Origin of the sequence: Variovorax sp. CF313 (assembly GCF_000282635.1) — a bacterium.
Lineage (GTDB): Bacteria > Pseudomonadota > Gammaproteobacteria > Burkholderiales > Burkholderiaceae_C > Variovorax.
The window spans coordinates 180,658-200,653 of the sequence record NZ_AKIW01000068.1 but is presented as its reverse complement, the minus strand read 5'-3'; the positions used below and the strand labels follow the sequence as shown (position 1 = coordinate 200,653).

The following is a 19,996-nucleotide window of genomic DNA, read 5'->3' as shown; positions in this document are numbered from 1 at the left end:
CCGGCTTTGCCGGGCCGCTGGTGTTGCCCCCTGGAAGGGGGTTGGCGAAGCGACACGAAGTGCGCGAAGACTGGGGGTGAGCATAGGTCTATTTCTTCTCGGTGAGAAAGGCACCTTTGGGGCCTTCCGCGTTCTTCTGGCGCCGCGTGTTGCCGTCGAGGCCGCCATCGACCGCCCATTCGGCGAACACCGTGGGGCCGGGCTCGAACTCGCGCGGCTGCCAGTCGGCGGTGAGCTGGTCTTCGTCGGCGTAGTACTCGATCAATCCGCCGGCCGGGTTCTTGAAGTACCAGAAGTACGCCGAAGACACCGGGTGACGGCCCGGGCCGAGCTGGGTTTCCCAGCCGCGGCGCGAGAAATGCAAGCCGCCGCCGAACACCTCGTGGATGTCGCGCACGGTGAAGGCCACGTGGTTGAGCCCGCGCTTGCCCGAAGGAATCTGCAGCAGGAACAGGTCGTGGTGGCCACCCTCCGCCGCGCAGCGCATGAAGGCGCCGCGGTTTGGATAGCTGTCGGACGAGACGAAGCCGAAGCGCTGCGCATAGAACGCGCTGGTGGCCTTCACGTCGCTCACGAAGAACACGACGTGGCCGACCTCGATGGGCGTCGCGCGTTCGTAGATGGGTGCGGCCTGGTTGATGCGCGGCTTGGCGTTCCAGGTGTTCATGGCGCCGCATTCGACGTCGACGGCATGCTTGCGGCTGACCTGCAGGCGCACGGCGAGGCCGTTGGGGTCGATGCAGCCGATGCGGCGTGCGCCGTCGACGGTGCTGTCGGTGAAGGCCGGGTCCTGCGCGATGGCGGCGGCGTAGCGGTCCAGGTCGGCGTCGCTCTCCACGCCCCACACCACTTCGCGCAGCGTCGGGCCCTCTTCCATCGCGGGCGGCAGGCCGGGCTTGTCCAACGCCGCAACGACGACTTTGCAGCCATTGAGACACTCGAAGACGAGTTCGTCGGCGGCCTCCGACTTCAATGCAAGGCCCCAGTCCTGGAAGAACTGGCGGCAGGCGGGCAGGTCGTCCGCCCCGTAGGTGATCTGGTCGATGCCAAGTACGCTCATGTCAGTGCCCACGACAAGGGTTGTTCGTTCGTGCCCCAGTACATGCTCTTCTGCTCCATGTACTGGAAGATGCCTTCGCGGCCCTTCTCTCGGCCCAGGCCGCTGTCGCGCCAGCCGCCGAACGGCGTGGACACGGAGAACTGCTTGTAGGTGTTGACCCAGACCGTGCCGGCCTGCACCGCGCGGCCGAGCTTCCAGGCGCGCTTGAAGTCGCGGCTCCAGACGCCGGCGGCCAGCGCGTAGACGCTGTCGTTGGCCTGCGCGATCAGCTCTTCCTCGTTGTCGAAGGGCATCGCGACGAGCACCGGGCCGAAGATCTCTTCCTGGCTGATGCGCGCACTGTTGTCGAGGCCCTCGATGATGGTCGGCTTGTAGAAGTAGCCGTTGTCGTAGACATCGCCATGGGGCCGGACACCACCGGTGCGGATGCGCCCGCCTTCGGACACGCCCAGATCCACATAGCGCTCGATGCCCTCGCGGTGCTTCGCCGTGATGAGCGGCCCCATCTGCGTGCGCTCCGAGGCCGGATCGCCCACGCGCAATGCATTGGCGCCTTCGGCCAGCCGCGTGAGGAACTCGTCGTAGATGCCGCGCGCCACGAACAGGCGCGAACCCGCGATGCACGACTCGCCCGACGAACTGAAGATGCCGTACAGCACGCCGTTCACCGCATGGTCGAGGTCTGCGTCGTCGAGCACCATGGTGGGCGACTTGCCGCCCAACTCCAGCGACACCGGCATCATCTTGTCGGCCGCGATGTGCGCGATGTGCTTGCCGGTGGTGGTGCCACCCGTGAACGACACGCGCTTGACCAGCGGATGCTTGGTGATCGCATCGCCGATGACCGAGCCCCTGCCCGGCAGCACGCTCACGATGCCTTTCGGCACGCCGGCCTGCTCGCAGATGCGCGCCAGCTCCAGCGCCATCAGCGGCGTGACTTCGGCGGGCTTCACGACCACCGCGTTGCCGGCTGCGAGCGCGGGCGCGAGCTTCTGGGCTTCGCTCGCAATGGGCGAGTTCCACGGCGTGATGGCCGCAACCACACCCATCGGCTCGTGCACGCTCATCGTGACGAAGGCGCCGCGCGAAGGGGTGATGGTTTCTTCCAGCGTCTCGAGCGCTGCCGCGAAGAACTGGAAGGTGCCCGCGGCACTGGCCACGAGGTTGCGCGTTTCGCTGATCGGCTTGCCGTTGTCCAGGCGCTGCTTCTGCGCGAGCGACTCGCCCTCTTCGCGGATCAGCTGCGCCACGCGGTGCAGCACGGCGGCGCGCTCGTGCGGCAGGCGCTGGGCCCAGCCACTGGTGCGGAACGCGTGGTCGGCACGGGTGATGGCCTCCTCGACATCGGCGAGGCTCGCGGCCTTCAGGCGTGCGATGGGTTCGCCGGTGGCCGGATAAAGGCTCTCGTACACGTCGCCGCCGCCCAGGCGCCATTCGCCGGCGATGCAGATCGGGAGAAGTTCGGAAGAAATCATGGGGTGACTCAGATGGCGAGCGCGGCAACGCGGTTGCGCAGCGCGCGCACGGCGCTGTACACGGTCAGCGCCGAGGTCTTGGGATTGGCCGCGAGCGGCTTGTTGCGCATGGTCAGCTCGAAGCTGCCGAAGGCGCCTTCGGCTTCGACGGTGTGCACGTTCTCGGTGGTGGCAGGGTCCGCAATGAGGCGCACCAGCGTCTTGTCCAGGCCGAGCCCCGCGAGCGAGACGGTGGCCGCGACGTTGGCGTTCTTCGGAAACAGCAGGGCCGCTTCGCGCGCACTACCTTCGAAGATCACGGTTTCCTGCGCCAGCCTGTCGAGGTCGCGGCCCTGCTCGGCCGGCGTGCCCTTCCAGGCCTGCGGCGGCTTGCGGCCGGTGTAGCGCACGCTGTCGAGGCCGCCGATGCGGGCCGCGGCGAGCGCGTCGATGGCGCCGATGGCACCGGGAATCAGCTGCACCTGCGTGTTGCCGGCAATGGCGGCGGCCTCGAGCTTCTCGGCGAAGCCTGTGGCCGACAGCGCGCCCACAGACGCCACCACGCAGGGCGTGCCGCGTGCCAGCGCAGGCAGCACGTGCTCTTCGATGGCGGCATGGCCGGCCGTCTCGACCACGAGGTCGATGCCGGCGGCGGGCACGGCGCTGCCCACCTGTGCGTCGGGCGCGGCCTTCTGCGCGGCGGCGACGCCCTCCGCGGGCACGACGATGGCCACAACCTCGAGGGCCGGATCGCCCCGGAGCAGTTCGAGCACCGAGGTGCCGATGGCTCCGCAGCCGATGAGTGCAATGCGCGTGATGGCGGGCATGGGAAAGGCTCCGCTCACTTGGCCGCGCCGAGCGCAGGAATCTGCGTGACCGTGTTGGTCGGCGGGCCGGCGAAGGTGGTCTTGAAACCGCCGATCGACAGCATGTCGATCTCCAGCAGGAACGGGCCGTTGGCGGCCAGCGCCTCGTCCAGGCGGGCCGGCAGATCGGCAAGGTCCTGCACGCGGGCGTGCGGCAGCGCGATCGACTTGCACAGCAGGTCGTAGTCGGGCGTGTGCAGCTCGGCATAGCACTGGCGGCCGCCGTACTGGGCGTCCTGGATGTTCTTGATGACGCCGTAGCTCTTGTCGTTCATGAGCACGATCACCATGGGCGCCTTCTCCTGCACCATGCAGGCCAGTTCACCCAGGTTCAGGATGAAGCCGCCGTCGCCGGCCAGGCAGAAGGTCTTGCGGCCCGAGCCCGTCACCGCCGCGCCGATGGCCGCGCCGATGGCCATGGGCATCCCCTGGCCGATGCCGCCGCCCGTGGCATGCACGCCGGCGCTGGGTTCGAAGACGCGCAGTTCACGGTTGCCCCAGGTGCTGTTGGAAACGGTGACGTCGCGCACCCAGTTGAACTTGCGGCCGGCCACCAATTGGATCTGGCGCACGAGTTCGGCGTACGGGCCGAGGCCGTCGCGCAGCGTGGCGACCGCCTGGTCGTGCGCGGTGCGCAGGTCGACCAGCAGCTGCGGGTCGGCCTTGTACTTGGCGGCTTCGAGGCGGTCGGCCAGGCCGTCGAGGGCCAGCGCGGAATCGCCGCAGACGAAGGCCTCGGACGCGTAGCAGCGGCCCTCGGCGGCGGCATCGGCGTCGATGCGGTACAGCGGATGCGGCAGCTTCAGTTCGTACTTCAGCGTCTCATTGCCGCGCAGGCGCGAACCGACCACGAGCATCGCATCGCAGGTCTGGTAGAGGGCCTCGACCGGCTTCTGGATGTTGTAGGCGCCGAGCGAGCCGGCATCGTCCTCGGGTACCGTGCCGCGGCCCTGCGTCGTGGTGACGACGCCGAAGCCCAGCTTCTGCAGGCGCTGGATGGCGGCGCGGGCGTGGCGTGCACCGCCGCCGACCCACAGCATCGGGCGCTTGGCAACGACGAGGCGCGCGGCCAGCGCGTCGAGCGCGGCGGCCGAGGGCACCGGCCGCTCGATGGGCAGCGGCGACAGGTCGGCCGGCATGGTCGTCAGCGCCGACTGGATGTCGATCGGAATCTCCACGCTGACCGGACCGGTGGGTGCGGTCAGCGCAAGCTGCACCGCGCGCTTGAGCGTGCCGAGCACCGTCTCGATGCTGCGCACACGCAGCGCGGCCTTCGACACGGCCTTGAGCATGGTGAGCTGGTCGGGCGCCTCGTGGATGTACGACATGCCCTTGTCCAGGTACGGCGTCTCGATCTGCCCGGTGATGTGCAGGAGCGGCGCACCCGCCGTCAGTGCCTCGACCATGCTGCCCGCGATGTTGCCCGCGGCCGGGCCCGTGCTGGTGATGCACACGCCCAGGCTGGCGGTGGAGCGCGCATAGGCATCGGCCATGTTGCCCGCGCCCGCCTCGCCCCGCGCCGAGATGAAGCGGATCGTGCCGCGCTGCGCGAAGGCATCAAGGATCGGCATGTTATGGATCGAGATCACGCCAAAGGCAGCCTTGACGCCGCACTGCTCGAGGAAGGCGGCAACGACTGCGCCGACCGTGACGGTTTTGTTGGGGTTATGCATGGCGCGAAAGGCCTCCGGAAATGTCGATGTGGCTGCCCGTCGTGTACGACGCGAGGGGCGAAGCAAGAAAAAGGATCGCGCGCGCGGCTTCGGTCGGAAGCCCCAGGCGACCCAGCGGGATGTGTTTGTTCTTCGCCAGTTGGCCGCTCCAGGCGGCCCAGTCCTGCGACCTGTCTTCGCGCGCCTCGAAGCGGCGGCGCCACTGGCCGGACTCGACGAGGCCGATCAGGATGCCGTTGACGCGCACGCCCTGCGGCGCGAACTCGGTGGCCATCGAGCGCACGAGGTTCAGCAGGCCGGCGCGCGCGGCCGAGGTCGCGACCATGTGCGGCTCGGGCTGGCGCGCGAGCAGCGAGTTCGCGCAGACGATGGAGGCGTCGCCCAGCACCGCGCGCTGCGCCTCGAGCTGCGGCAGGAAGGCACGCGTGGGATTGATGACGGAGAAGAACTTCAGGTTGAGCTCTTCGGTCCAGGCCGCATCGTCGGTGTCGGCGAAGGTGGAGACGCGGCCCTGCCCTGCGTTGTTGACGAGCATCGAGGCCGGCCCGAGCGCGGCCTCGCTGGCGGCGGCAAATGCCTTGACCGATTTGGCGTCGAGCACGTCGCAGGCCTGCGCGAAGAGTTTCGCGTCCGGGTGCTGCTTGCGCAGGCCGGCCACGGCCGCGTCGAGCCGTTCGGCATTGCGGCCACACAGCGCAACGGCCGCACCGCAGCCGAGCAGCAGCTCGACGGTCGCGAGGCCGATGCCCGACGAGCCGCCCGTGACCACGGCCACGCGCCCGGCCAATGCGTCGGCGGCAAGGAGGGAAGAAGAATGCGTCTTCATGATCGTCATGCGCTGCGAAGCGGCACCACTTTTGCAGCGCGCGCGGGCGAATAGTTCAGCAGGCCCGAGATCTCGTCGGCCGTGCCGCGCACGCGCAGCACCATCTCGTCCATGCGGCTCTCGTCGATGTGGTCCGAGGTGACGGTGGCTCCCAGCGCCGCCACGATGTGGCCGCTGTGGTCGCGCACCGGTGCGGCGATGCTGGAGATGTTCGATTCGAAGAAGCCCTCGCCCAGCACATAGCCGCGCTGGCGGTCGGCCTGCACCATGTCGAAGAGTTCGTTCACGGTCTTGGGCGTGCTCGGCGAGAAGGTTTCGAGCTTGTCCTCGGGGTAGAGCGCGCGCAGCTGCGGCAGCGTGAGGTCTTCGAGCAGGATGCGGCCGAGCACCGTGGCATGGGCCGGCAGCCGCGTGCCCACCGTCACCGAGCTGGCGAAAGGCGTAGGCGGCGCGACCTTGGCCACGTAGACGATGGAGCGGCCGTCGCGCACCACCAGGTTGCAGGGCGTGCGCAGTTCGTCGCACAGGCGGTTGAGCAGCGGCGTGCCGAGTTGCGTGAGTTCCAGCGACGCGAGGTATTCGAAGCCCAGGCGCAGCACGGCCAGGCCCAGGCGATAGTCGCGCCCGCCCTCGGCGCGTTCCAGAAAGCCCATGTTCTCCAGCGTGGTGAGTAGGCGGAACACGGTCGAGCGCGGGAGGTCGAAGCGGCGGGCCAGTTCGGGGGCGGAGAGCGTGCGGCTCTCGCGGCTGAACTCGCACAGCAGGCGCAGGCCGCGCTCCAGCGCCGGCACGTTGTAGCGGTCGGCGCCCTCTTCCATCGCCTCGTTGTCGTTGGTGGCCATGCCTGTTCTTTCCTTGAATTTCTTGTCTGTGTGTATTGCGGTCAACCGGCGAGCGATTCGCGCAGCAGCGTGGCAACGGCCTGCGGTTGCTCCACATAGCCGGCGTGCCCCGCATCGTCCAACAATTCGAGCGTCACGCCGCACTGGCGCGCGACCTCGGCGCACGACGCCGGCGGCGTGACCACGTCGAGCGCGCCGCAGGCCACGCGCACCGGCATCGGCGGCGGCAGGTCGGCCAGCAGGTCGGCGTTGCACAGCAGCTCGACGGCCTGGCGGTAGCCATGGTCGTTGAGGCGGGCCATGTTCCAGCGCACCCACCGGCGGGCGTGGTCGCTCGCCTTGTCGGACACGAGCCGGCCCGCACGCTTCGCGGCCATGCCGGCGATGCCGAGTTCGTCGAGTGTGGCGAGGCGTTCGGTGCGGACCTTGGCGCGGGCTTCCGCGCGGGACGGCGCGCCGTAGCCGATGGCGGGGCTGACGAGCACGAGGCGGCGGATGCGCGAATCTGTGCGTGCGGCCGATGCGGCGGTGATTGCGCCCAGCGAATGGCCGACGAGTACGCACGAATCGATGGCGAGTGCGTCCAGCAAGGCGCTCAGCCGCGCCGCGTAGTCGGCGGCAGTCGGTGCGGTGGCTTCGAGCGGCGTCGATTCGCCGTAGCCCGGCGCGTCCCACGCGATCAGGCGGGCCTGCGACGCCAGCAGCGCGGCGGTGTCGAGCCACGACGCCGCACCCGAGCCGATGCCGTGCAGGCACACGGCCACCGGGCCCTGACCGCATTCGCGCACCGACACGACGGCACCGCCGCCCACGCCCACATGGCGGGCCGGAAAGCGGGCGTCGAGCCGGGCCAGCTCGGAGGCTGGCAAGGTCGGCAGGTCGGAAGCGATGGCGTCGTTCATGGCCGGCTCGCTCAGCGCTTGATCTTGGCCAGCGGGTGATCGGCAGGGTACGTCGGCGTGACCGGCTTCTTCGCGCCGAGCATCACGCACATCAGCGCGTCTTCGTCGCCGATGTTGATCTCCTCGCGGTACACGCCGGGCGGCACCGAGATCAGGTCACGGTCGGTCATGATGGTCTCGAAGCGCTCGCCGTCTTTCTCGATCACCACCTTGAGCTTGCCGCGGATCAGGAAGAACACTTCTTCCACGTCGGTGTGCAGGTGCGGCGGTCCTTCGTGGCCGGCGGGGATCACCATGGTCGAGAAGGTGAAGTGCTCGGCGGGCACGGTGTTGACGTCCTTCGCAACGCCGGTGCCGCCCGTGCCCACGTAGCGCATCTGGGCGCGGCGGAACTTGGGGTCGAAGTCGGCCTGGAACTTCAGCGCATCCCAGTCGTACTTGCGGGTTTCGTAGCGTGCGATGCGGGTGTTCATCCACTCCGCGAGGCTCGCGCCTTCGGGCTGCGCCAGGCTGCTGTTGCCATCGGTGATCTTTTGCTGTTCGGACAGATCGCTCATCAGGTGTACTCCTTGGTCGGAAAAATTCGTTCAGTGCATCGCAAAGCCGCCGTTGACGGCAAGCAGTTGGCCGGTCACGAAGCGCGAGAGGCCGGAGAGCAGGAACAGGGTCGCGCCGCACACGTCGGCGGCCTGCTGCTCGCGCGGGATGGCGCGGCCTTCGAGGTATTTCTGGTGGCGCGCCATCGGCACGTACTCGGTGGCCTCGACCAGCGTGAGGCCAGGCGCCACGGCGTTGACGGTGATGTTGTCGCCGCCCCATTCGCGTGCCAGCGAACGGGTCATGGCAATGACGGCGCCCTTGCTCGACGCATAGGCCAGCAGGTTGGGCGCGCCCCACAGCGCGGTGTCGGACGCGAGGTTGACGATGGCGCCGCGGCCGCTTTCGGCCAGTGCGGGCCGGCAGGCGCGGCCCATGAGCCAGCTGCCGCGCACGTTGACGTCCATCACGCGGTCCCACATGTCGATCTCGAGCTGGTGTGCGTCGCGCCCGCCCGAGTTGGTGATGGCGGCGTTGTTCACGAGGCCGTCGAGGCCGCCGAGCAGTCGAACAGCTTCGGTGGCGCAGGCCACGATGGAGCCCGGATTCGACAGGTCGACCGGCAGCGCGTGGGCGATGCGGCCCGCTTTGCGCAGCGCCTGCGCTTCGGTGTCGGCCAGCTCGCCCAGGATGTCGGCCAGCACCACGCTCGCGCCCGCCGCGGCGATGCACTGCGCGAAGGCAAGCCCGAGGCCGCGCGCGCCGCCGGTCACGAGGATGCGGCGGCCCGCCAGCAGGTTGGCGGGCAGTTCGGCCAGCAGTGCCTGCAGGCTCGAAGGATCGGGAATGGCTTTGAGTTCGGACATGGGATGCGTGGTTCAGTCGGCCTGGATGCCGAGCTCCTTGATGACCTTGCCGAAGCGCGTGTAGTCGGCGGCGTTGGTCTTGCCGAGCACGCCGGCCTCGCCCCCCACGGGCGTGGTGCCGAGCACCGCCATGCGTGCTGCAATGTCGGGCATCCTGAGGATCTCGTTGAAGTGGCCGTTGAGCATCTTCACGATCTCGGGCGGCAGGTTGCGCGGGCCCCACAGGCCGTTCCAGGCCGTGACCTCGACGTCCTTGTAGCCCATCTCCGCCAGCGTCGGCACGTTGGGTGCGAGCGGCGAGCGCTGGGCCGAGGCCACTGCCAGCGGGCGCAGCTTGCCGTTGGGGATGTACGGCGCCACCGGGCCCAGCGTGATGAAGGTGACCGGCACGTGGCCGCCGAGCACATCGTTGATGGCGGGTGCCACGCCCTTGTAGGGCACGTGCGAGAGGCTCGCGCCCGAGGTGCGGGCGAACATCTCGCCGAGGATGTGCATCGGCGAGCCGCTGCCCGGGCTCGCATAGCTCAGCGACTTGCCGTCCTTCGCAGCGGCCACCGCATCCTTCACGCTCGCGAAGCCGCTGCTGCCGGCGGCCACGAGAAACAGCGGCTGGCTGCCCGTCTGCACGATCGGCGTAAAGCCGTTCAGCACGTCGTAGCCCGCGGAGCCGTTTGTCTTCAGCACCAGCTGCGCGATCGAGAAGGTGCTGGGCGCTAGCAGCAGCGTGTACCCGTCGGGCGCTGCCTTCGACACGTAGGCGCTGCCGATGATGCCGCTGGCGCCGGGGCGGTTGTCGACCACCACGGGCTGGCCGACGCGCGTCGACAGCTTTTCGGCGAAAAGCCGCGCCAATGCGTCGGTGTCGCCACCGGCCGGATAGGCAACGACCAGGGTGATCGGCTTGCTCGGGTAGCTTTCTGCCCAGGCGAGTCCGGTGGCGCAAGCGGCCGCCAGGGAAATGGCAGCGGCAAAGGCATGGCGGCGTGTGTGTTTCATCGGGTTCTTTGGATCGTGGTTTTGTTTCACTAAAGAAACAACGATTTATTAATGGAACGCCACGAAGAATACCGAGGAAGACAACTTCATGACTAAGTACAAACCCTGATCTCTGTGACACAACGAAAACAGGGCGGCCTTTGCGGGCCGCCCTGCGGGATTGGAAAGCGCGGTTGCCGCTTCAGCCGCCGTAGCGCGCCACGGTGAGACCTTCCATGTCGATCTCTGGCGCCCGGCCCGCGATCAGGTCGGCCATCACGCGGCCGGTGCCGGCCGCCATGGTCCAGCCAAGGGTGCCGTGGCCGGTGCTCAGCATCAGGTTGGGAATGCGGGTGGCGCCGATCACCGGCGTGCCGTCGGGCGTCATGGGGCGCAGGCCGGTCCAGAAGGAGGCGTCGCGCACGTTGCCGCCCCTGGGGAACAGGTCGGTCACGACGTGTTCGAGCGTGTCACGCCGACGCGCGTCCAGGCGCAGGTCGAAGCCCGAGAGCTGCGCGGTGCCGCCCACGCGGATGCGGTTGCCAAGCCGCGTGACGGCCACCTTGAAGGTCTCGTCCATTACGGTCGACTCGGGCGCGCCGCCGGCATCGGAGATGGGCACGGTGATCGAGAAGCCCTTGACCGGATATACCGGCAGGCGAATGCCCAGCGGCCTGACCAGCGCGGGCGAGTAGCTGCCGAGCGCGACCACGTAGCGCTCGGCGGTGAAGCTACCGGCATCGGTGCGCACAGCCGTCACGCCCTTGACTGCATCGTGCTCGAGGGCCTGGATGTTCACGCCGAACCTGAACTTCACACCCTCGGCTTCCGCCAGCCTGGCGAGTGCCTGCGTGAACTTGAAGCAATCGCCGGTCTCGTCGCCCGGCAGGCGCAGGCCGCCCACGAACTTGTCCTTCACCGATGCAAGCGCGGGCTCGTACTGCACGCAGCCTTCGCGGTCGAGCACCTGGTAGGGCACGCCGGAGGCCTTGAGCACTTCGACGTCTTTCGAGGTGCCGTCGAGTTGGTGCTGCGTGCGGAACAACTGCAGCGTGCCCTGCATGCGCTCGTCGTAGGCGATGCCGGTGTCGGCGCGCAGGGCCTTCAGGCAATCGCGGCTGTACTCGGCGAGCCGCACCATGCGGCCCTTGTTGACCTCGTAGCGCGCCTGCGTGCAGTTGCGCAGCATCGCAAGGCCCCAGCGCCACATGGCCGGATCGAGCATCGGCTTGATGACCAGCGGGCTGTGCTGCATCAGCATCCACTTGATGGCCTTGACCGGCACGCCTGGCCCGGCCCACGGCGCCGAGTAGCCGGGCGAGACTTCGCCCGCGTTGCCGAAGCTGGTTTCGAGCGCGGGCGCCGGCTGGCGCTCCAACACCGTCACCTCGTGCCCGGCACGCGCCAGGTAGTAAGCCATCGAGGTGCCAATGACACCGCTGCCGAGAATCAGGACCTGCATGAGAACAACCCTTTGAAAGCTGCTGCAACGCAGCCGAGGGTACAGGCTAAGCGCTACAGGCCGAGCGCATCCTGCAATTGCCGTGCCGTCCAGCGCTTGGGGCTCTGCGGCCAGGCCTCGAGCAGCGAGACCATGCGCGCATTGCGCGGCGCGCTCAGGCCGTGCTCCTGCGCGAGGCGCACGACCTCGCCGCTGAGCGAGTCGATCTCGGTGCGGCGGCCCAGCGCCAAGTCGTCGGCCATGCTGGAGCGGGCCTTGGCATCGATGCGCAGCATGCGCGCCGCAACGATGCGAAACAGCCAGTCGGGCAGGCGCAGCAGGTTGACCAGCCGGTGCGCCGGAACGGCAGCGACCTGCGCCGGTGCAATGCCCGCGACCTTGAGGATGTCCAACGCCTCCTCGATCAGCGACGCGAAGCAGCGGCGATAGCCGCGCAGCATCAGCTCTTCGCGCAGCGGCAGGCCCGAGAGCGCGTTGACCGAATTGTTGAGGTTGAGCATCAGCTTGCCCCACTGCACGGGCAGCAGGTCGGCATGCAGGTCGAGCGGCACGCCGGCGCGCTCGAACACGGGCAGCCAGGGTCGCAGCGCCGCATCGTCTTCCGCGGCCAGCCGGCCAGCGGTGCCGCGATGGAAGGCGCCGGGGCCGATCTCGGCCACGTTGTACGGCACCATGCCGGCCCGCACATTCAGCGAGGGGCCGGTCTGCGATGCGGCCGCGGAATTGGAGATGCCGTTCTGCAGCGAGACCACCGTAGTGCCCGCGGGCAATGCAAAAGCCAGCTCGCCGGCCGCCGCGGCAGTGGCGCCGCTCTTCACGCACAGCAGCACCAGCGAAGGCCGCGCACCCACCGGGACCTGGTCGCACAGCCGCAATTTCTCGGCAGGCAGCCTGCGCGTCGCCCCGTCGATGTCGGTGAGCGTCAGGCCATGCGCCGCGAGCTTGTCCAGCATGCGCGGACGTCCGACGAAAGTGACGGGCACGCCGGCCGCTGCAAGGCTGCCGCCGATGAAGCACCCGATGGTGCCCGCCCCCATCACGAGCACTTCACCGGGGATTGCGTCTGGCATGAAGTGCTTGTGCGGGTCGAGACGGGTGGATGGTCAGGCGCGTTCCGCAACCCAGGCCTGCACCGACTGCAGCGCGGCCGCAAGGCCCGCCGCGTTGGTGCCGCCGGCCATGGCCAAGTCGGCCTTGCCGCCGCCCTTGCCGCCGACCTGCTGGGCCACGAAGTTGACCAGCTCGCCGGCCTTGACCTTGCCCACGCTGTCGGCCGTGACGCCGGCCGCGATCTGCACCTTGTCACCGTCGACGGCGGCCAGCACGATGGCGGCCGTCTTGAGCTTGTCCTTGAGCTTGTCCATGGTGTCGCGCAGCGTCTTGGCGTCGGCGCCGTCGAGCTTGGCCGCGAGCACCTTGATGCCGTTGACGTCCACGGCCTGCGAGACGAGCTCGTCGCCCTTCGACGACGCGAGCTTGCCCTTGAGCGCCCCCACTTCGCGTTCGAGCGCCCTCACCTGCTCCAGCACCTGCGTGAGCCGGCCCTGCAGCTCGGCGGCCGGCGACTTGAGCGTGGCGGCCACGCTGTGCACGGTCGATTCGAGGTCCTGCAGGTAGGTGAGCGCGTTGGCACCCGTAACGGCCTCGATGCGTCGCACGCCGGCGGCCACGCCGCCTTCGCTGACGATCTTGAAGAGGCCGATGTCGCCCGTGCGGCCCACGTGGGTGCCGCCGCAGAGTTCGCGGCTCGTGCCGATGTCGAGCACGCGCACGGTCTCGCCGTACTTCTCGCCGAACAGCATCATGGCGCCGGTCTTCTGGGCCGACTCCATGTCCATCACGCGGGCCTGGGTCGGCGCGTTGGCGAGGATCTCGGCGTTGACGCGCTTCTCTATCTCGACGATCTGGTCGTGCGAGACGGGCGCGTTGTGCGCGAAGTCGAAGCGCGTTTTGTCGGCATCGACCAGCGAGCCCTTCTGCTGCACATGGTCGCCCAGCACTTCGCGCAGGGCCTTGTGCATCAAGTGGGTGACGCTGTGGTTGCGCATGGTGGCGGCGCGGCGCGCGGTGTCGACCGCGGCCTTGACCGCGTCGCCGACCTTCAGCGTGCCCTGCGTCTGGGTGCCGTGGTGGCCGAACACGTCGGCCTTGATCTTCTGCGTGTCTTCCACGCCGAACTGCACGCCTTCGGCAACGAGCACGCCCTGGTCGCCGACCTGGCCGCCGCTCTCGGAATAGAAAGGCGTGGTGTCGAGCACCACGATGCCGGGTTGGCCTTCCTTCAGTTCCTGAACGGCAGCGCCTTCGAAGTACAGCGCCACGACCTTGGCGTTTTCTTCGAGGTGGTCGTAGCCGGTGAAGGTGTTGCCCGCACCGGCGTATTCGACGTTGCGGTCCATCTTGAACTTGCCGGCGGCGCGGCCCGCAGCTTTCTGCTTTTCCATGGCGGCGTTGAAGCCGGCCTCGTCGACGCTCACGCCACGCTCGCGGCACACGTCGGCCGACAGGTCGAGCGGGAAGCCATAGGTGTCGTGCAGCTTGAAGGCGACTTCGCCCGGCAGCACCTTGGCACCACCGGCCAGCGCCGCGTCGAGGATTTCCATGCCGTTGGCCAGCGTCTCGAAGAAGCGCTCTTCCTCGGCCTTCAGCGTATCGGTGATGCGCTTCTCATCGGCCACCAGCTTGGGGTACGCATCACCCATGAGCTTCACGAGGTCAGGCACCAGCTTGTGAAAGAAGGGTTTCTTCTGCCCCAGCTTGTAGCCGTGGCGAATGGCACGGCGAATGATGCGGCGCTGCACGTAGCCGCGGCCTTCGTTCGACGGGATCACGCCGTCGGCCACCAGGAACGAGGTGGCGCGGATGTGGTCGGCAATCACCTTGAGCGAGTTGTTCGCGAGGTCCTGCGTGCCGGTCTCGCGGCCGGCCGCCTTGATGAGCGCGTCGAAGATGTCGATCTCGTAGTTGCTGTGCACGTGCTGCAGGATCGCGGCCAGCCGTTCCAGGCCCATGCCGGTGTCGACGCAGGGTGCGGGCAGTTTCTTGACCGAGCCGTCGGGCTGCATGTCGAACTGCATGAACACGTTGTTCCAGATCTCGATGTAGCGGTCGCCGTCTTCGTCGGGCGAGCCGGGCGGGCCGCCGGGGATCTCGGGGCCGTGGTCGAAGAAGATCTCGGAGCACGGGCCGCACGGGCCGGTGTCGGCCATCATCCAGAAGTTGTCGGACATGTAGCGGCCGCCCTTGTTGTCGCCGATGCGCACCACGCGCTCGGGCGGCAGGCCGATTTCCTTGGTCCAGATGTCGTAGGCCTCGTCGTCTTCGATGTAGACGGTGGCCCAGAGCTTCTCGGCCGGCAGCTTGTAGACCTCGGTCAGCAGCTCGAAGGCCCACTTGAGCGATTCGCGCTTGAAGTAGTCGCCGAAGCTCCAGTTGCCCAGCATCTCGAAGAAGGTGTGGTGGCGCGCGGTATAGCCCACGTTCTCGAGGTCGTTGTGCTTGCCGCCGGCGCGCAGGCAGGCCTGGACCGAGGCGGCGCGCACGTAGTTGCGCTTGTCTTCGCCCAGGAACACGTCCTTGAACTGGACCATGCCCGAGTTGGTGAACATGAGGGTCGGGTCGTTGCCCGGCACCAGCGAGCTCGAGGCCACCACCGTATGGCCCTTGGAGGCGAAGAAATCGAGAAAGGTCTTGCGGATGTCCGCGACCGTGAATGTGGGCTGGCTCATCTTTGGATTCGTCTTCTGTCGAGGGCGGCGCAGCGATGGCGACCCTCATGTCGAACCCACTGCGGCGAACCGGCCTAACTGCTTGATTTACTTGAACAAACGATTATAGGTTTGGCCATGCGCCCGCGCCGCCTCGCAAGCTGCACGATCCGGAGGCCACGGCTAATATGTGACTTGGCGCAAAAGAAGAGAACCAAATACGGCCGGCGCCATCCGTACTTGTACGGACACAAGATCAAGGAGCTCGAATGGCAAGCCAAGAGGCGGATCAGCACTGGAAGATCGAAGACCTGGATTTCTCGCGCATCGCGCTCGACAGGGTACGCCCGGACGAAAATCTCTTCTATCTGGTGACCTCCGCCTCCTTCGTCGAGAGCGGCTCGGACCTCTACACACACAATCTGGTCGATTTTTTCCGGGGCGACGACGAGGTCACCGACTGGTTGTCGAACCACTGGGAACTCGAGGAACTGCAGCACGGCAGGGCCCTGCGCGCATATGTCCGCCACGTCTGGCCGGAGTTCGAATGGGATGTCGCCTATCAGGGCTTCCTGGAGGAATACGCGACCTACTGCAAGGTCGAGTTGCTGGCCCCGACCCGCGCCCTCGAAATGACCGCCCGCTGCGTGGTCGAGACCGGCACCGCCACCTACTACCGCGCCATGGCGCGCTGCACCGACGAACCCGTGCTGCGGGACCTGGCGACCCGCATCGCGACCGACGAGGTCAACCACTACAAGCACTTCTACCGCTTCTTCCGCCGCTACCGCGAGCAGGAAAAGCTGGGCCGCCTGCGCGTGATGGGCACCATCGGCCGCCGCACGCTCGAACTCAAGAGCGAAGACGCCGACTGCGCGATCCGCCACGTGGTGAAGACGCGCTCGCCCGGCCGCGCCACCGACACGGCCTACGTGCAGCAACTGAGCGCGGACATGAACAGCACCATCCGCACCAACCTGAACCCCGGCCACACGCTCAAGATGCTGATGCGGCCGCTGGAACTACCGGCAAAGGTGCAGACGGTCATTCAGTACCCGATCATGCAGTTCATGCGGCACGTGTTCCTGCGCTGATGGCCGGAAAAATATTGCCAAATAGTTCACGTTTTTATGAGTGTCCTACGGCAACTGCCTATTTCCGACTGACACCCGGACCCCAGGGGGGCATCGACGATACCGATGCTGTCACGCAACAGGGCCCATAAAAGAAGAGCTCTCGGTCAGTGCCCAGAGCGCCCCTCCATGGGCTATTCGTACCCGCTTCGGCGGGTATTTTTTTGGACTCGCCCCACGCACGGCCCAGAGGCCGCCCCCTGGCTCAGGTCGCCGAAGTCAGCCCGGGTTTGCGGGTTCCGTCCAGCGAATACAACTGCGGCCGCTCGTCGGCGGCGGCACCTTCGGCGGGCATTCCGTGCGCCACATTCTGCGGCTGGCGATAGAGCTCGTTCTCGAGACGCCTGACGCGTTCGGCGTACATCCTGGCGAGGGCGCTGTGATGCTCTGCCGCAGCCTGATGCTCGATGCGCGCCATCTGCGCCTCTTCCAAAAGTGCCGCCGCGCGCCGGAGATACGCGGTGTGAGTCGGGCGAAACAAGAAGTCGAACGTCATTTCACGCTCCTTTCCGCGAGGGTGCGGTGGGAAGTCATGTTCCTCCGCGCCAGCCTTCAAGTCTGTCGGAACACGCCTACCTTCGGGTTACCTGCTTTTGTTGCGGCATTTCCGCCCCTGCTCCATGCCCGTGGCAGGTTGTCCGTTCTTTGTTTGATCCGATGGCGACGAAGCTACCCCAAGTCCGACCGCTTGCAATCCAGGACCGTGCTTGTCTCGATCGTTCGCAGTGCCGGCACCTTGCCGACGAACGTCACCCCGGCACGTATCAGGCGCCACTCCCCTGCCTTGAACAGCTTGAAGAGGTGCGTAACTTCGTCACTCGCGGCGGGAATGGCGTTGAACACGTAGACCGGCTCGCCCCCCTGGGTCTCGTCCATGCTCAGCAGCTCGGCCCTCATCTTGCCCATGGTGTCCGCGTCTTTCGTCCTCTGGCGAACAACGTCCATGTTGACGGTGCGAGAGTGCTCGTCGATCGAGATCCTGCGGATCCAGGGAGCCGGCCCTGCGCTGCTCGAAGCCGGCGCGCACACGATCGTTCCAGCGGCGCACGACCCGGCTGCCGCGGCGAGGAGCAGATGGACAGCCAGCCTGGTGGGTTTGAATTTCATGCTCGATATGGTGCCAGCCTCCTCCTCGGTGGGGTGGGCATCGAAGGACATGCCACCACAGTTCGAGCGGGAGGGAGCGGCCCGGCGCAGGCACGTTCTTCAGTAGGAGCCGGGCGGCGGCGTGTGCTTGAAACGTCGCGCCGTCGTCATGCTGATGAGCCGGGCGCGCGCGGCGCCGAGCCTGGCGCGCCCTGCACCGACCATGCCGCCGAGGGCCGATTTGACTGCGTCCGCGGTGGGCGATTCCCTCGGATACGAGGGGGACAGGCCGCACTTGCGCATCAGCCGGTTCACCTGATGGATGCGGGCAACCTCGCGCGTGGCAGCGGTGTAGAAGGTCACCCCGATCGAAATCGACAGGCGATCGCCTGGGCCAGCCCCGTCGACCTTGGATCTCGTCATGTGGGGCGAGGTGCTCGGGAAATAGATGGCATCCCCTGGCTGCGCATTGAACTCCAGCCCGCGCGGCAGGAACGCTTCGTCGAAACGCACTTTCTTGAGCGACTGCGTGACGATGAAGTCCTCCACGGCATCGGCCGGCACGATGGTGCGATCGCGGTGATCCCAGACGTTGAGGGTCTTGTGCCCATGCAACTGCAGCCAGAAGTTGTTCTCTCGGTCGATGTGAAAGGGCGTGACGGACGGCGGCGCAGAGAAGAAGACGAATCCGTTCACCCTGAAGATGTCCGGCTGCTCACGTTCGACGAGAGCGCGCATCGAATTCACCACCGACATCAGCAGAGCCTGATAGCGGGGAATGACTTCGATGTTGTAGAAGGAAACCGACGAACCCGGCTCCTCCATGCGCTGGAAGAATTCCTCGATGCTGCGCCCGTCAGGATGCCGGCTGTCGTGCGCAAGCGTGGACGCGACCGTCCTGTTCGGGTTCATGAACCTGCATTGGTCCAGCTTCGAGAGTTCCATCCCGAGCTTCACGAGTTCGGGCACCTGAAACAGGGGATGCTCGTGAAAGTTGTGGTGCATCGGCGTGATCCTCTGGGTGGAGAAGCCGCCAGGGTCATCCGGCCACACGCGAAACGTCGGTTCCGAAGTCCCGGCCCAATTCAAGTTGGTCACGCGCATCGCACCCTCCAGATCGCTTTTTGGGCCCCTGCCGCCAAACTGAGGCTCGGGCGAGGCCTGCGAGCGAAAGTAGTACTTTCTGTTTCAATGCTGAATTGAATACCTGACCTCCACCTGACAACGGGAGTCTTGTCGGGAAAGTCCCTATGGCAGCGAGGAGGTGGTTGGGTAGTTGGCCGCGGCCGATGTGTCCGATCCTATTACTTGGCCAACCACCCTCAGGTTGCATCCAGGCTGCCAGTAGAATCCGTCCCCACCGCGGGTGTAGTTCAATGGCAGAACGGCAGCTTCCCAAGCTTCATACGAGGGTTCGATTCCCTTCACCCGCTCCATTTTCGATTCCTAGGCATTCGACCGAAAAGGACTTTCGCAATACCTAGGTCTCGCTAAGCACGCCGAAGTCGCTGTCGCCCTGTTGCACCGCGTTCACCAACTGGACCCGGTTGCGCGCAGCGAAGCGGCGGCGCAGCTGGCGCATGTGGTAGTCCACCGTGTGGGCGGAAAGATCGAGCCGGTTGGCGATCTCCTTGTCGCTACGTCCCTGCAGCAAGTGCTGAAGGATGTATTGCTGCGTCGTCGATATCTCGATACGCGCCGCGCCGGATTCGCCCGGCATGCGCGAATGTCGCGACAGGTATTCGTGCAGGCTCAAGCCCACCGTCAACGCCTGCCCGACGACCTCGTCGGTGATCCAGCGGCGGCCCGGCTCGCTCGACTGCAGGCTGATGACGGTGTACTGGTTCACCTGCGTCGGCGAAGCCAGGCGGAACATCAACCCGCTGCGGATGCCGCTCGCAAGCAGGTCGTCGACGAAGCGCTGCCGCTGTCCCGCGGGGTCCTCGGCCGTGGAGGCGGCAGCGGAAAGAGGCGCAGACTCGATCTGCTCGACGTCCCACACCAGCGGCAGGCTCGACGCCGGAACACCCTGCTGGCGCAGGTCCATCTCGTAGAGACGATGCGAGAAATAGCGCTGCACCCACTCGGGGTTGGCATAGGCGGTGAAGAAGCTCAGGGGCCACCAGCGTCCACGCAGGTAGGTGATGGTGCCGTAGCCGAGCCAATCGAAGCCGAGGGCGTTCAGCACACCCTGGATCAGGTGGTGGCGCTCCTCCTGGCTGCCCGCGCCCAACAAGTCGCCGACGATGCCCGGCACGCCCCGCGCGTGCCGGTCCGCCGACGGGGGCAGGTACAGCTGCTCTTCCGAGTAGAGCTGCGGAAACGGGCCGCCTGCCGGCAGTTCGGCCGTGTCGCTCGAGGGGGCAGTCGCATCGGTATCGGAATTCCGCATTTGCGACAGCGATGATGCCGCAGCGCGTTGCAACAAGGTAGCAAGAATCATGGGATGCCTGTTCGAAGTGCCGCATGCATCAGCCGACGCTGCGGGCTGGGCCAAAGTAACAAAGGACACTGGTGTCCGCCTTGTAAATTCTTAGCTTCAGACGCGCATTCGCAACGCCCGCACGGGCCGAGGCGGACCATGGCATCGCACACCGCGCGGCGACT

At 66.9% G+C, this 19,996-nt stretch carries 18 protein-coding genes and 1 tRNA gene; 2 read left to right on the top strand and 17 right to left on the bottom strand.

All coding sequences use genetic code 11. The features are described from left to right. Nucleotides 1-88: 88 nt before the first annotated feature. The 13 genes from PMI12_RS16835 to alaS all read right to left on the bottom strand — a co-directional run bounded on the left by PMI12_RS16835 (nucleotide 89) and on the right by alaS (nucleotide 15,191). Nucleotides 89-1,060 (bottom strand): VOC family protein, encoded by a 972-nt coding sequence (locus PMI12_RS16835; RefSeq protein WP_007834766.1) that lies wholly within the window; start codon nucleotides 1,058-1,060, stop codon nucleotides 89-91. Next, a complete protein-coding gene (locus PMI12_RS16830) occupies nucleotides 1,057-2,535 on the bottom strand; it encodes an aldehyde dehydrogenase (RefSeq protein ID WP_007834765.1) in 1,479 nt (492 codons plus the stop codon). Before PMI12_RS16830 ends, PMI12_RS16835 begins: the two co-directional genes overlap by 4 nt. A gap of 8 nt (nucleotides 2,536-2,543) precedes the next feature. Further along, complete coding sequence (locus tag PMI12_RS16825; RefSeq protein WP_007834764.1) at nucleotides 2,544-3,341, bottom strand: aspartate dehydrogenase; 798 nt, start codon at nucleotides 3,339-3,341, stop codon at nucleotides 2,544-2,546. Nucleotides 3,342-3,355: 14 nt separating this feature from the next. Beyond that, nucleotides 3,356-5,053, bottom strand: a complete 1,698-nt coding sequence (locus tag PMI12_RS16820; RefSeq protein ID WP_007834763.1) for a thiamine pyrophosphate-binding protein — start codon at nucleotides 5,051-5,053, stop codon at nucleotides 3,356-3,358. Further along, nucleotides 5,046-5,879 (bottom strand): SDR family oxidoreductase, encoded by an 834-nt coding sequence (locus PMI12_RS16815; RefSeq protein WP_042673604.1) that lies wholly within the window; start codon nucleotides 5,877-5,879, stop codon nucleotides 5,046-5,048. The genes PMI12_RS16820 and PMI12_RS16815 overlap by 8 nt, the downstream gene beginning before the upstream one ends. Before the next feature lie 5 nt (nucleotides 5,880-5,884). Further along, nucleotides 5,885-6,721 carry an IclR family transcriptional regulator gene (locus tag PMI12_RS16810; protein ID WP_007834759.1) on the bottom strand — a complete coding sequence of 279 codons (837 nt, stop codon included), beginning with the start codon at nucleotides 6,719-6,721 and terminating at the stop codon, nucleotides 5,885-5,887. A 41-nt stretch (nucleotides 6,722-6,762) separates the two neighbouring features. Beyond that, nucleotides 6,763-7,623, bottom strand: coding sequence for an alpha/beta fold hydrolase (locus tag PMI12_RS16805; protein WP_007834757.1), 861 nt, complete (start codon nucleotides 7,621-7,623; stop codon nucleotides 6,763-6,765). An 11-nt stretch (nucleotides 7,624-7,634) separates the two neighbouring features. Continuing rightward, nucleotides 7,635-8,180: a cupin domain-containing protein gene (locus PMI12_RS16800; protein ID WP_007834755.1), complete on the bottom strand. Its 546-nt coding sequence runs from the start codon at nucleotides 8,178-8,180 to the stop codon at nucleotides 7,635-7,637. Between the two features lie 30 nt (nucleotides 8,181-8,210). After that, nucleotides 8,211-9,026: an SDR family oxidoreductase gene (locus PMI12_RS16795; RefSeq protein WP_007834753.1), complete on the bottom strand. Its 816-nt coding sequence runs from the start codon at nucleotides 9,024-9,026 to the stop codon at nucleotides 8,211-8,213. A gap of 12 nt (nucleotides 9,027-9,038) precedes the next feature. After that, entirely contained in the window at nucleotides 9,039-10,022 is a 984-nt protein-coding gene (locus PMI12_RS16790) for a Bug family tripartite tricarboxylate transporter substrate binding protein (protein WP_007834751.1), read from the bottom strand. 181 nt (nucleotides 10,023-10,203) lie between these two features. Then, a complete protein-coding gene (locus PMI12_RS16785) occupies nucleotides 10,204-11,463 on the bottom strand; it encodes a D-amino acid dehydrogenase (protein ID WP_007834749.1) in 1,260 nt (419 codons plus the stop codon). Nucleotides 11,464-11,516: 53 nt separating this feature from the next. Then, the gene (locus tag PMI12_RS16780; RefSeq protein ID WP_007834747.1) at nucleotides 11,517-12,533 is read right to left on the bottom strand and encodes a 2-dehydropantoate 2-reductase; all 1,017 of its coding nucleotides are present in this window, start codon (nucleotides 12,531-12,533) and stop codon (nucleotides 11,517-11,519) included. Nucleotides 12,534-12,566: 33 nt separating this feature from the next. Then, nucleotides 12,567-15,191 (bottom strand): alanine--tRNA ligase, encoded by a 2,625-nt coding sequence (gene alaS, locus PMI12_RS16775; protein ID WP_007834745.1) that lies wholly within the window; start codon nucleotides 15,189-15,191, stop codon nucleotides 12,567-12,569. Between the two features lie 248 nt (nucleotides 15,192-15,439). Here alaS and PMI12_RS16770 point away from each other — a divergent pair, with 248 nt between their 5' ends. Then, nucleotides 15,440-16,264, top strand: a complete 825-nt coding sequence (locus PMI12_RS16770; protein WP_007834735.1) for a ferritin-like domain-containing protein — start codon at nucleotides 15,440-15,442, stop codon at nucleotides 16,262-16,264. A 244-nt stretch (nucleotides 16,265-16,508) separates the two neighbouring features. Here PMI12_RS16770 and PMI12_RS16765 read toward each other — a convergent pair whose 3' ends face one another. The 3 genes from PMI12_RS16765 to PMI12_RS16755 all read right to left on the bottom strand — a co-directional run bounded on the left by PMI12_RS16765 (nucleotide 16,509) and on the right by PMI12_RS16755 (nucleotide 18,493). Beyond that, a complete protein-coding gene (locus tag PMI12_RS16765; RefSeq protein ID WP_007834733.1) occupies nucleotides 16,509-16,799 on the bottom strand; it encodes a hypothetical protein in 291 nt (96 codons plus the stop codon). 173 nt (nucleotides 16,800-16,972) lie between these two features. Continuing rightward, nucleotides 16,973-17,461, bottom strand: a complete 489-nt coding sequence (locus PMI12_RS16760) for a hypothetical protein (RefSeq protein WP_237726106.1) — start codon at nucleotides 17,459-17,461, stop codon at nucleotides 16,973-16,975. A 48-nt stretch (nucleotides 17,462-17,509) separates the two neighbouring features. Beyond that, the gene (locus PMI12_RS16755) at nucleotides 17,510-18,493 is read right to left on the bottom strand and encodes a JmjC domain-containing protein (protein WP_007834730.1); all 984 of its coding nucleotides are present in this window, start codon (nucleotides 18,491-18,493) and stop codon (nucleotides 17,510-17,512) included. A gap of 258 nt (nucleotides 18,494-18,751) precedes the next feature. Here PMI12_RS16755 and PMI12_RS16750 point away from each other — a divergent pair. Continuing rightward, nucleotides 18,752-18,825: transfer RNA gene (locus PMI12_RS16750), tRNA-Gly, on the top strand. 44 nt (nucleotides 18,826-18,869) lie between these two features. Here the strand turns inward: PMI12_RS16750 and PMI12_RS16745 are convergent. Continuing rightward, entirely contained in the window at nucleotides 18,870-19,781 is a 912-nt protein-coding gene (locus PMI12_RS16745) for a helix-turn-helix transcriptional regulator (RefSeq protein WP_007834728.1), read from the bottom strand. Between the last annotated feature and the right edge of the window lie 215 nt (nucleotides 19,782-19,996).

Bases quoted from the DNA above. Each gene is read 5' to 3' on its own strand.
- PMI12_RS16745 (WP_007834728.1), bottom strand. From the start codon at position 19,781: ATGCGGAATTCCGATACCGATGCGACTGCCCCCTCGAGCGACACGGCC.
- PMI12_RS16820 (WP_007834763.1), bottom strand. From the start codon at position 5,053: ATGCATAACCCCAACAAAACCGTCACGGTCGGCGCAGTCGTTGCCGCC.
- PMI12_RS16810 (WP_007834759.1), bottom strand. From the start codon at position 6,721: ATGGCCACCAACGACAACGAGGCGATGGAAGAGGGCGCCGACCGCTAC.
- PMI12_RS16795 (WP_007834753.1), bottom strand. From the start codon at position 9,026: ATGTCCGAACTCAAAGCCATTCCCGATCCTTCGAGCCTGCAGGCACTG.
- PMI12_RS16760 (WP_237726106.1), bottom strand. From the start codon at position 17,461: ATGTCCTTCGATGCCCACCCCACCGAGGAGGAGGCTGGCACCATATCG.
- PMI12_RS16780 (WP_007834747.1), bottom strand. From the start codon at position 12,533: ATGCCAGACGCAATCCCCGGTGAAGTGCTCGTGATGGGGGCGGGCACC.
- PMI12_RS16765 (WP_007834733.1), bottom strand. From the start codon at position 16,799: ATGACGTTCGACTTCTTGTTTCGCCCGACTCACACCGCGTATCTCCGG.
- PMI12_RS16835 (WP_007834766.1), bottom strand. From the start codon at position 1,060: ATGAGCGTACTTGGCATCGACCAGATCACCTACGGGGCGGACGACCTG.
- PMI12_RS16790 (WP_007834751.1), bottom strand. From the start codon at position 10,022: ATGAAACACACACGCCGCCATGCCTTTGCCGCTGCCATTTCCCTGGCG.
- PMI12_RS16805 (WP_007834757.1), bottom strand. From the start codon at position 7,623: ATGAACGACGCCATCGCTTCCGACCTGCCGACCTTGCCAGCCTCCGAG.
- alaS (WP_007834745.1), bottom strand. From the start codon at position 15,191: ATGAGCCAGCCCACATTCACGGTCGCGGACATCCGCAAGACCTTTCTC.
- PMI12_RS16785 (WP_007834749.1), bottom strand. From the start codon at position 11,463: ATGCAGGTCCTGATTCTCGGCAGCGGTGTCATTGGCACCTCGATGGCT.
- PMI12_RS16825 (WP_007834764.1), bottom strand. From the start codon at position 3,341: ATGCCCGCCATCACGCGCATTGCACTCATCGGCTGCGGAGCCATCGGC.
- PMI12_RS16830 (WP_007834765.1), bottom strand. From the start codon at position 2,535: ATGATTTCTTCCGAACTTCTCCCGATCTGCATCGCCGGCGAATGGCGC.
- PMI12_RS16815 (WP_042673604.1), bottom strand. From the start codon at position 5,879: ATGAAGACGCATTCTTCTTCCCTCCTTGCCGCCGACGCATTGGCCGGG.
- PMI12_RS16770 (WP_007834735.1), top strand. From the start codon at position 15,440: ATGGCAAGCCAAGAGGCGGATCAGCACTGGAAGATCGAAGACCTGGAT.
- PMI12_RS16755 (WP_007834730.1), bottom strand. From the start codon at position 18,493: ATGCGCGTGACCAACTTGAATTGGGCCGGGACTTCGGAACCGACGTTT.
- PMI12_RS16800 (WP_007834755.1), bottom strand. From the start codon at position 8,180: ATGAGCGATCTGTCCGAACAGCAAAAGATCACCGATGGCAACAGCAGC.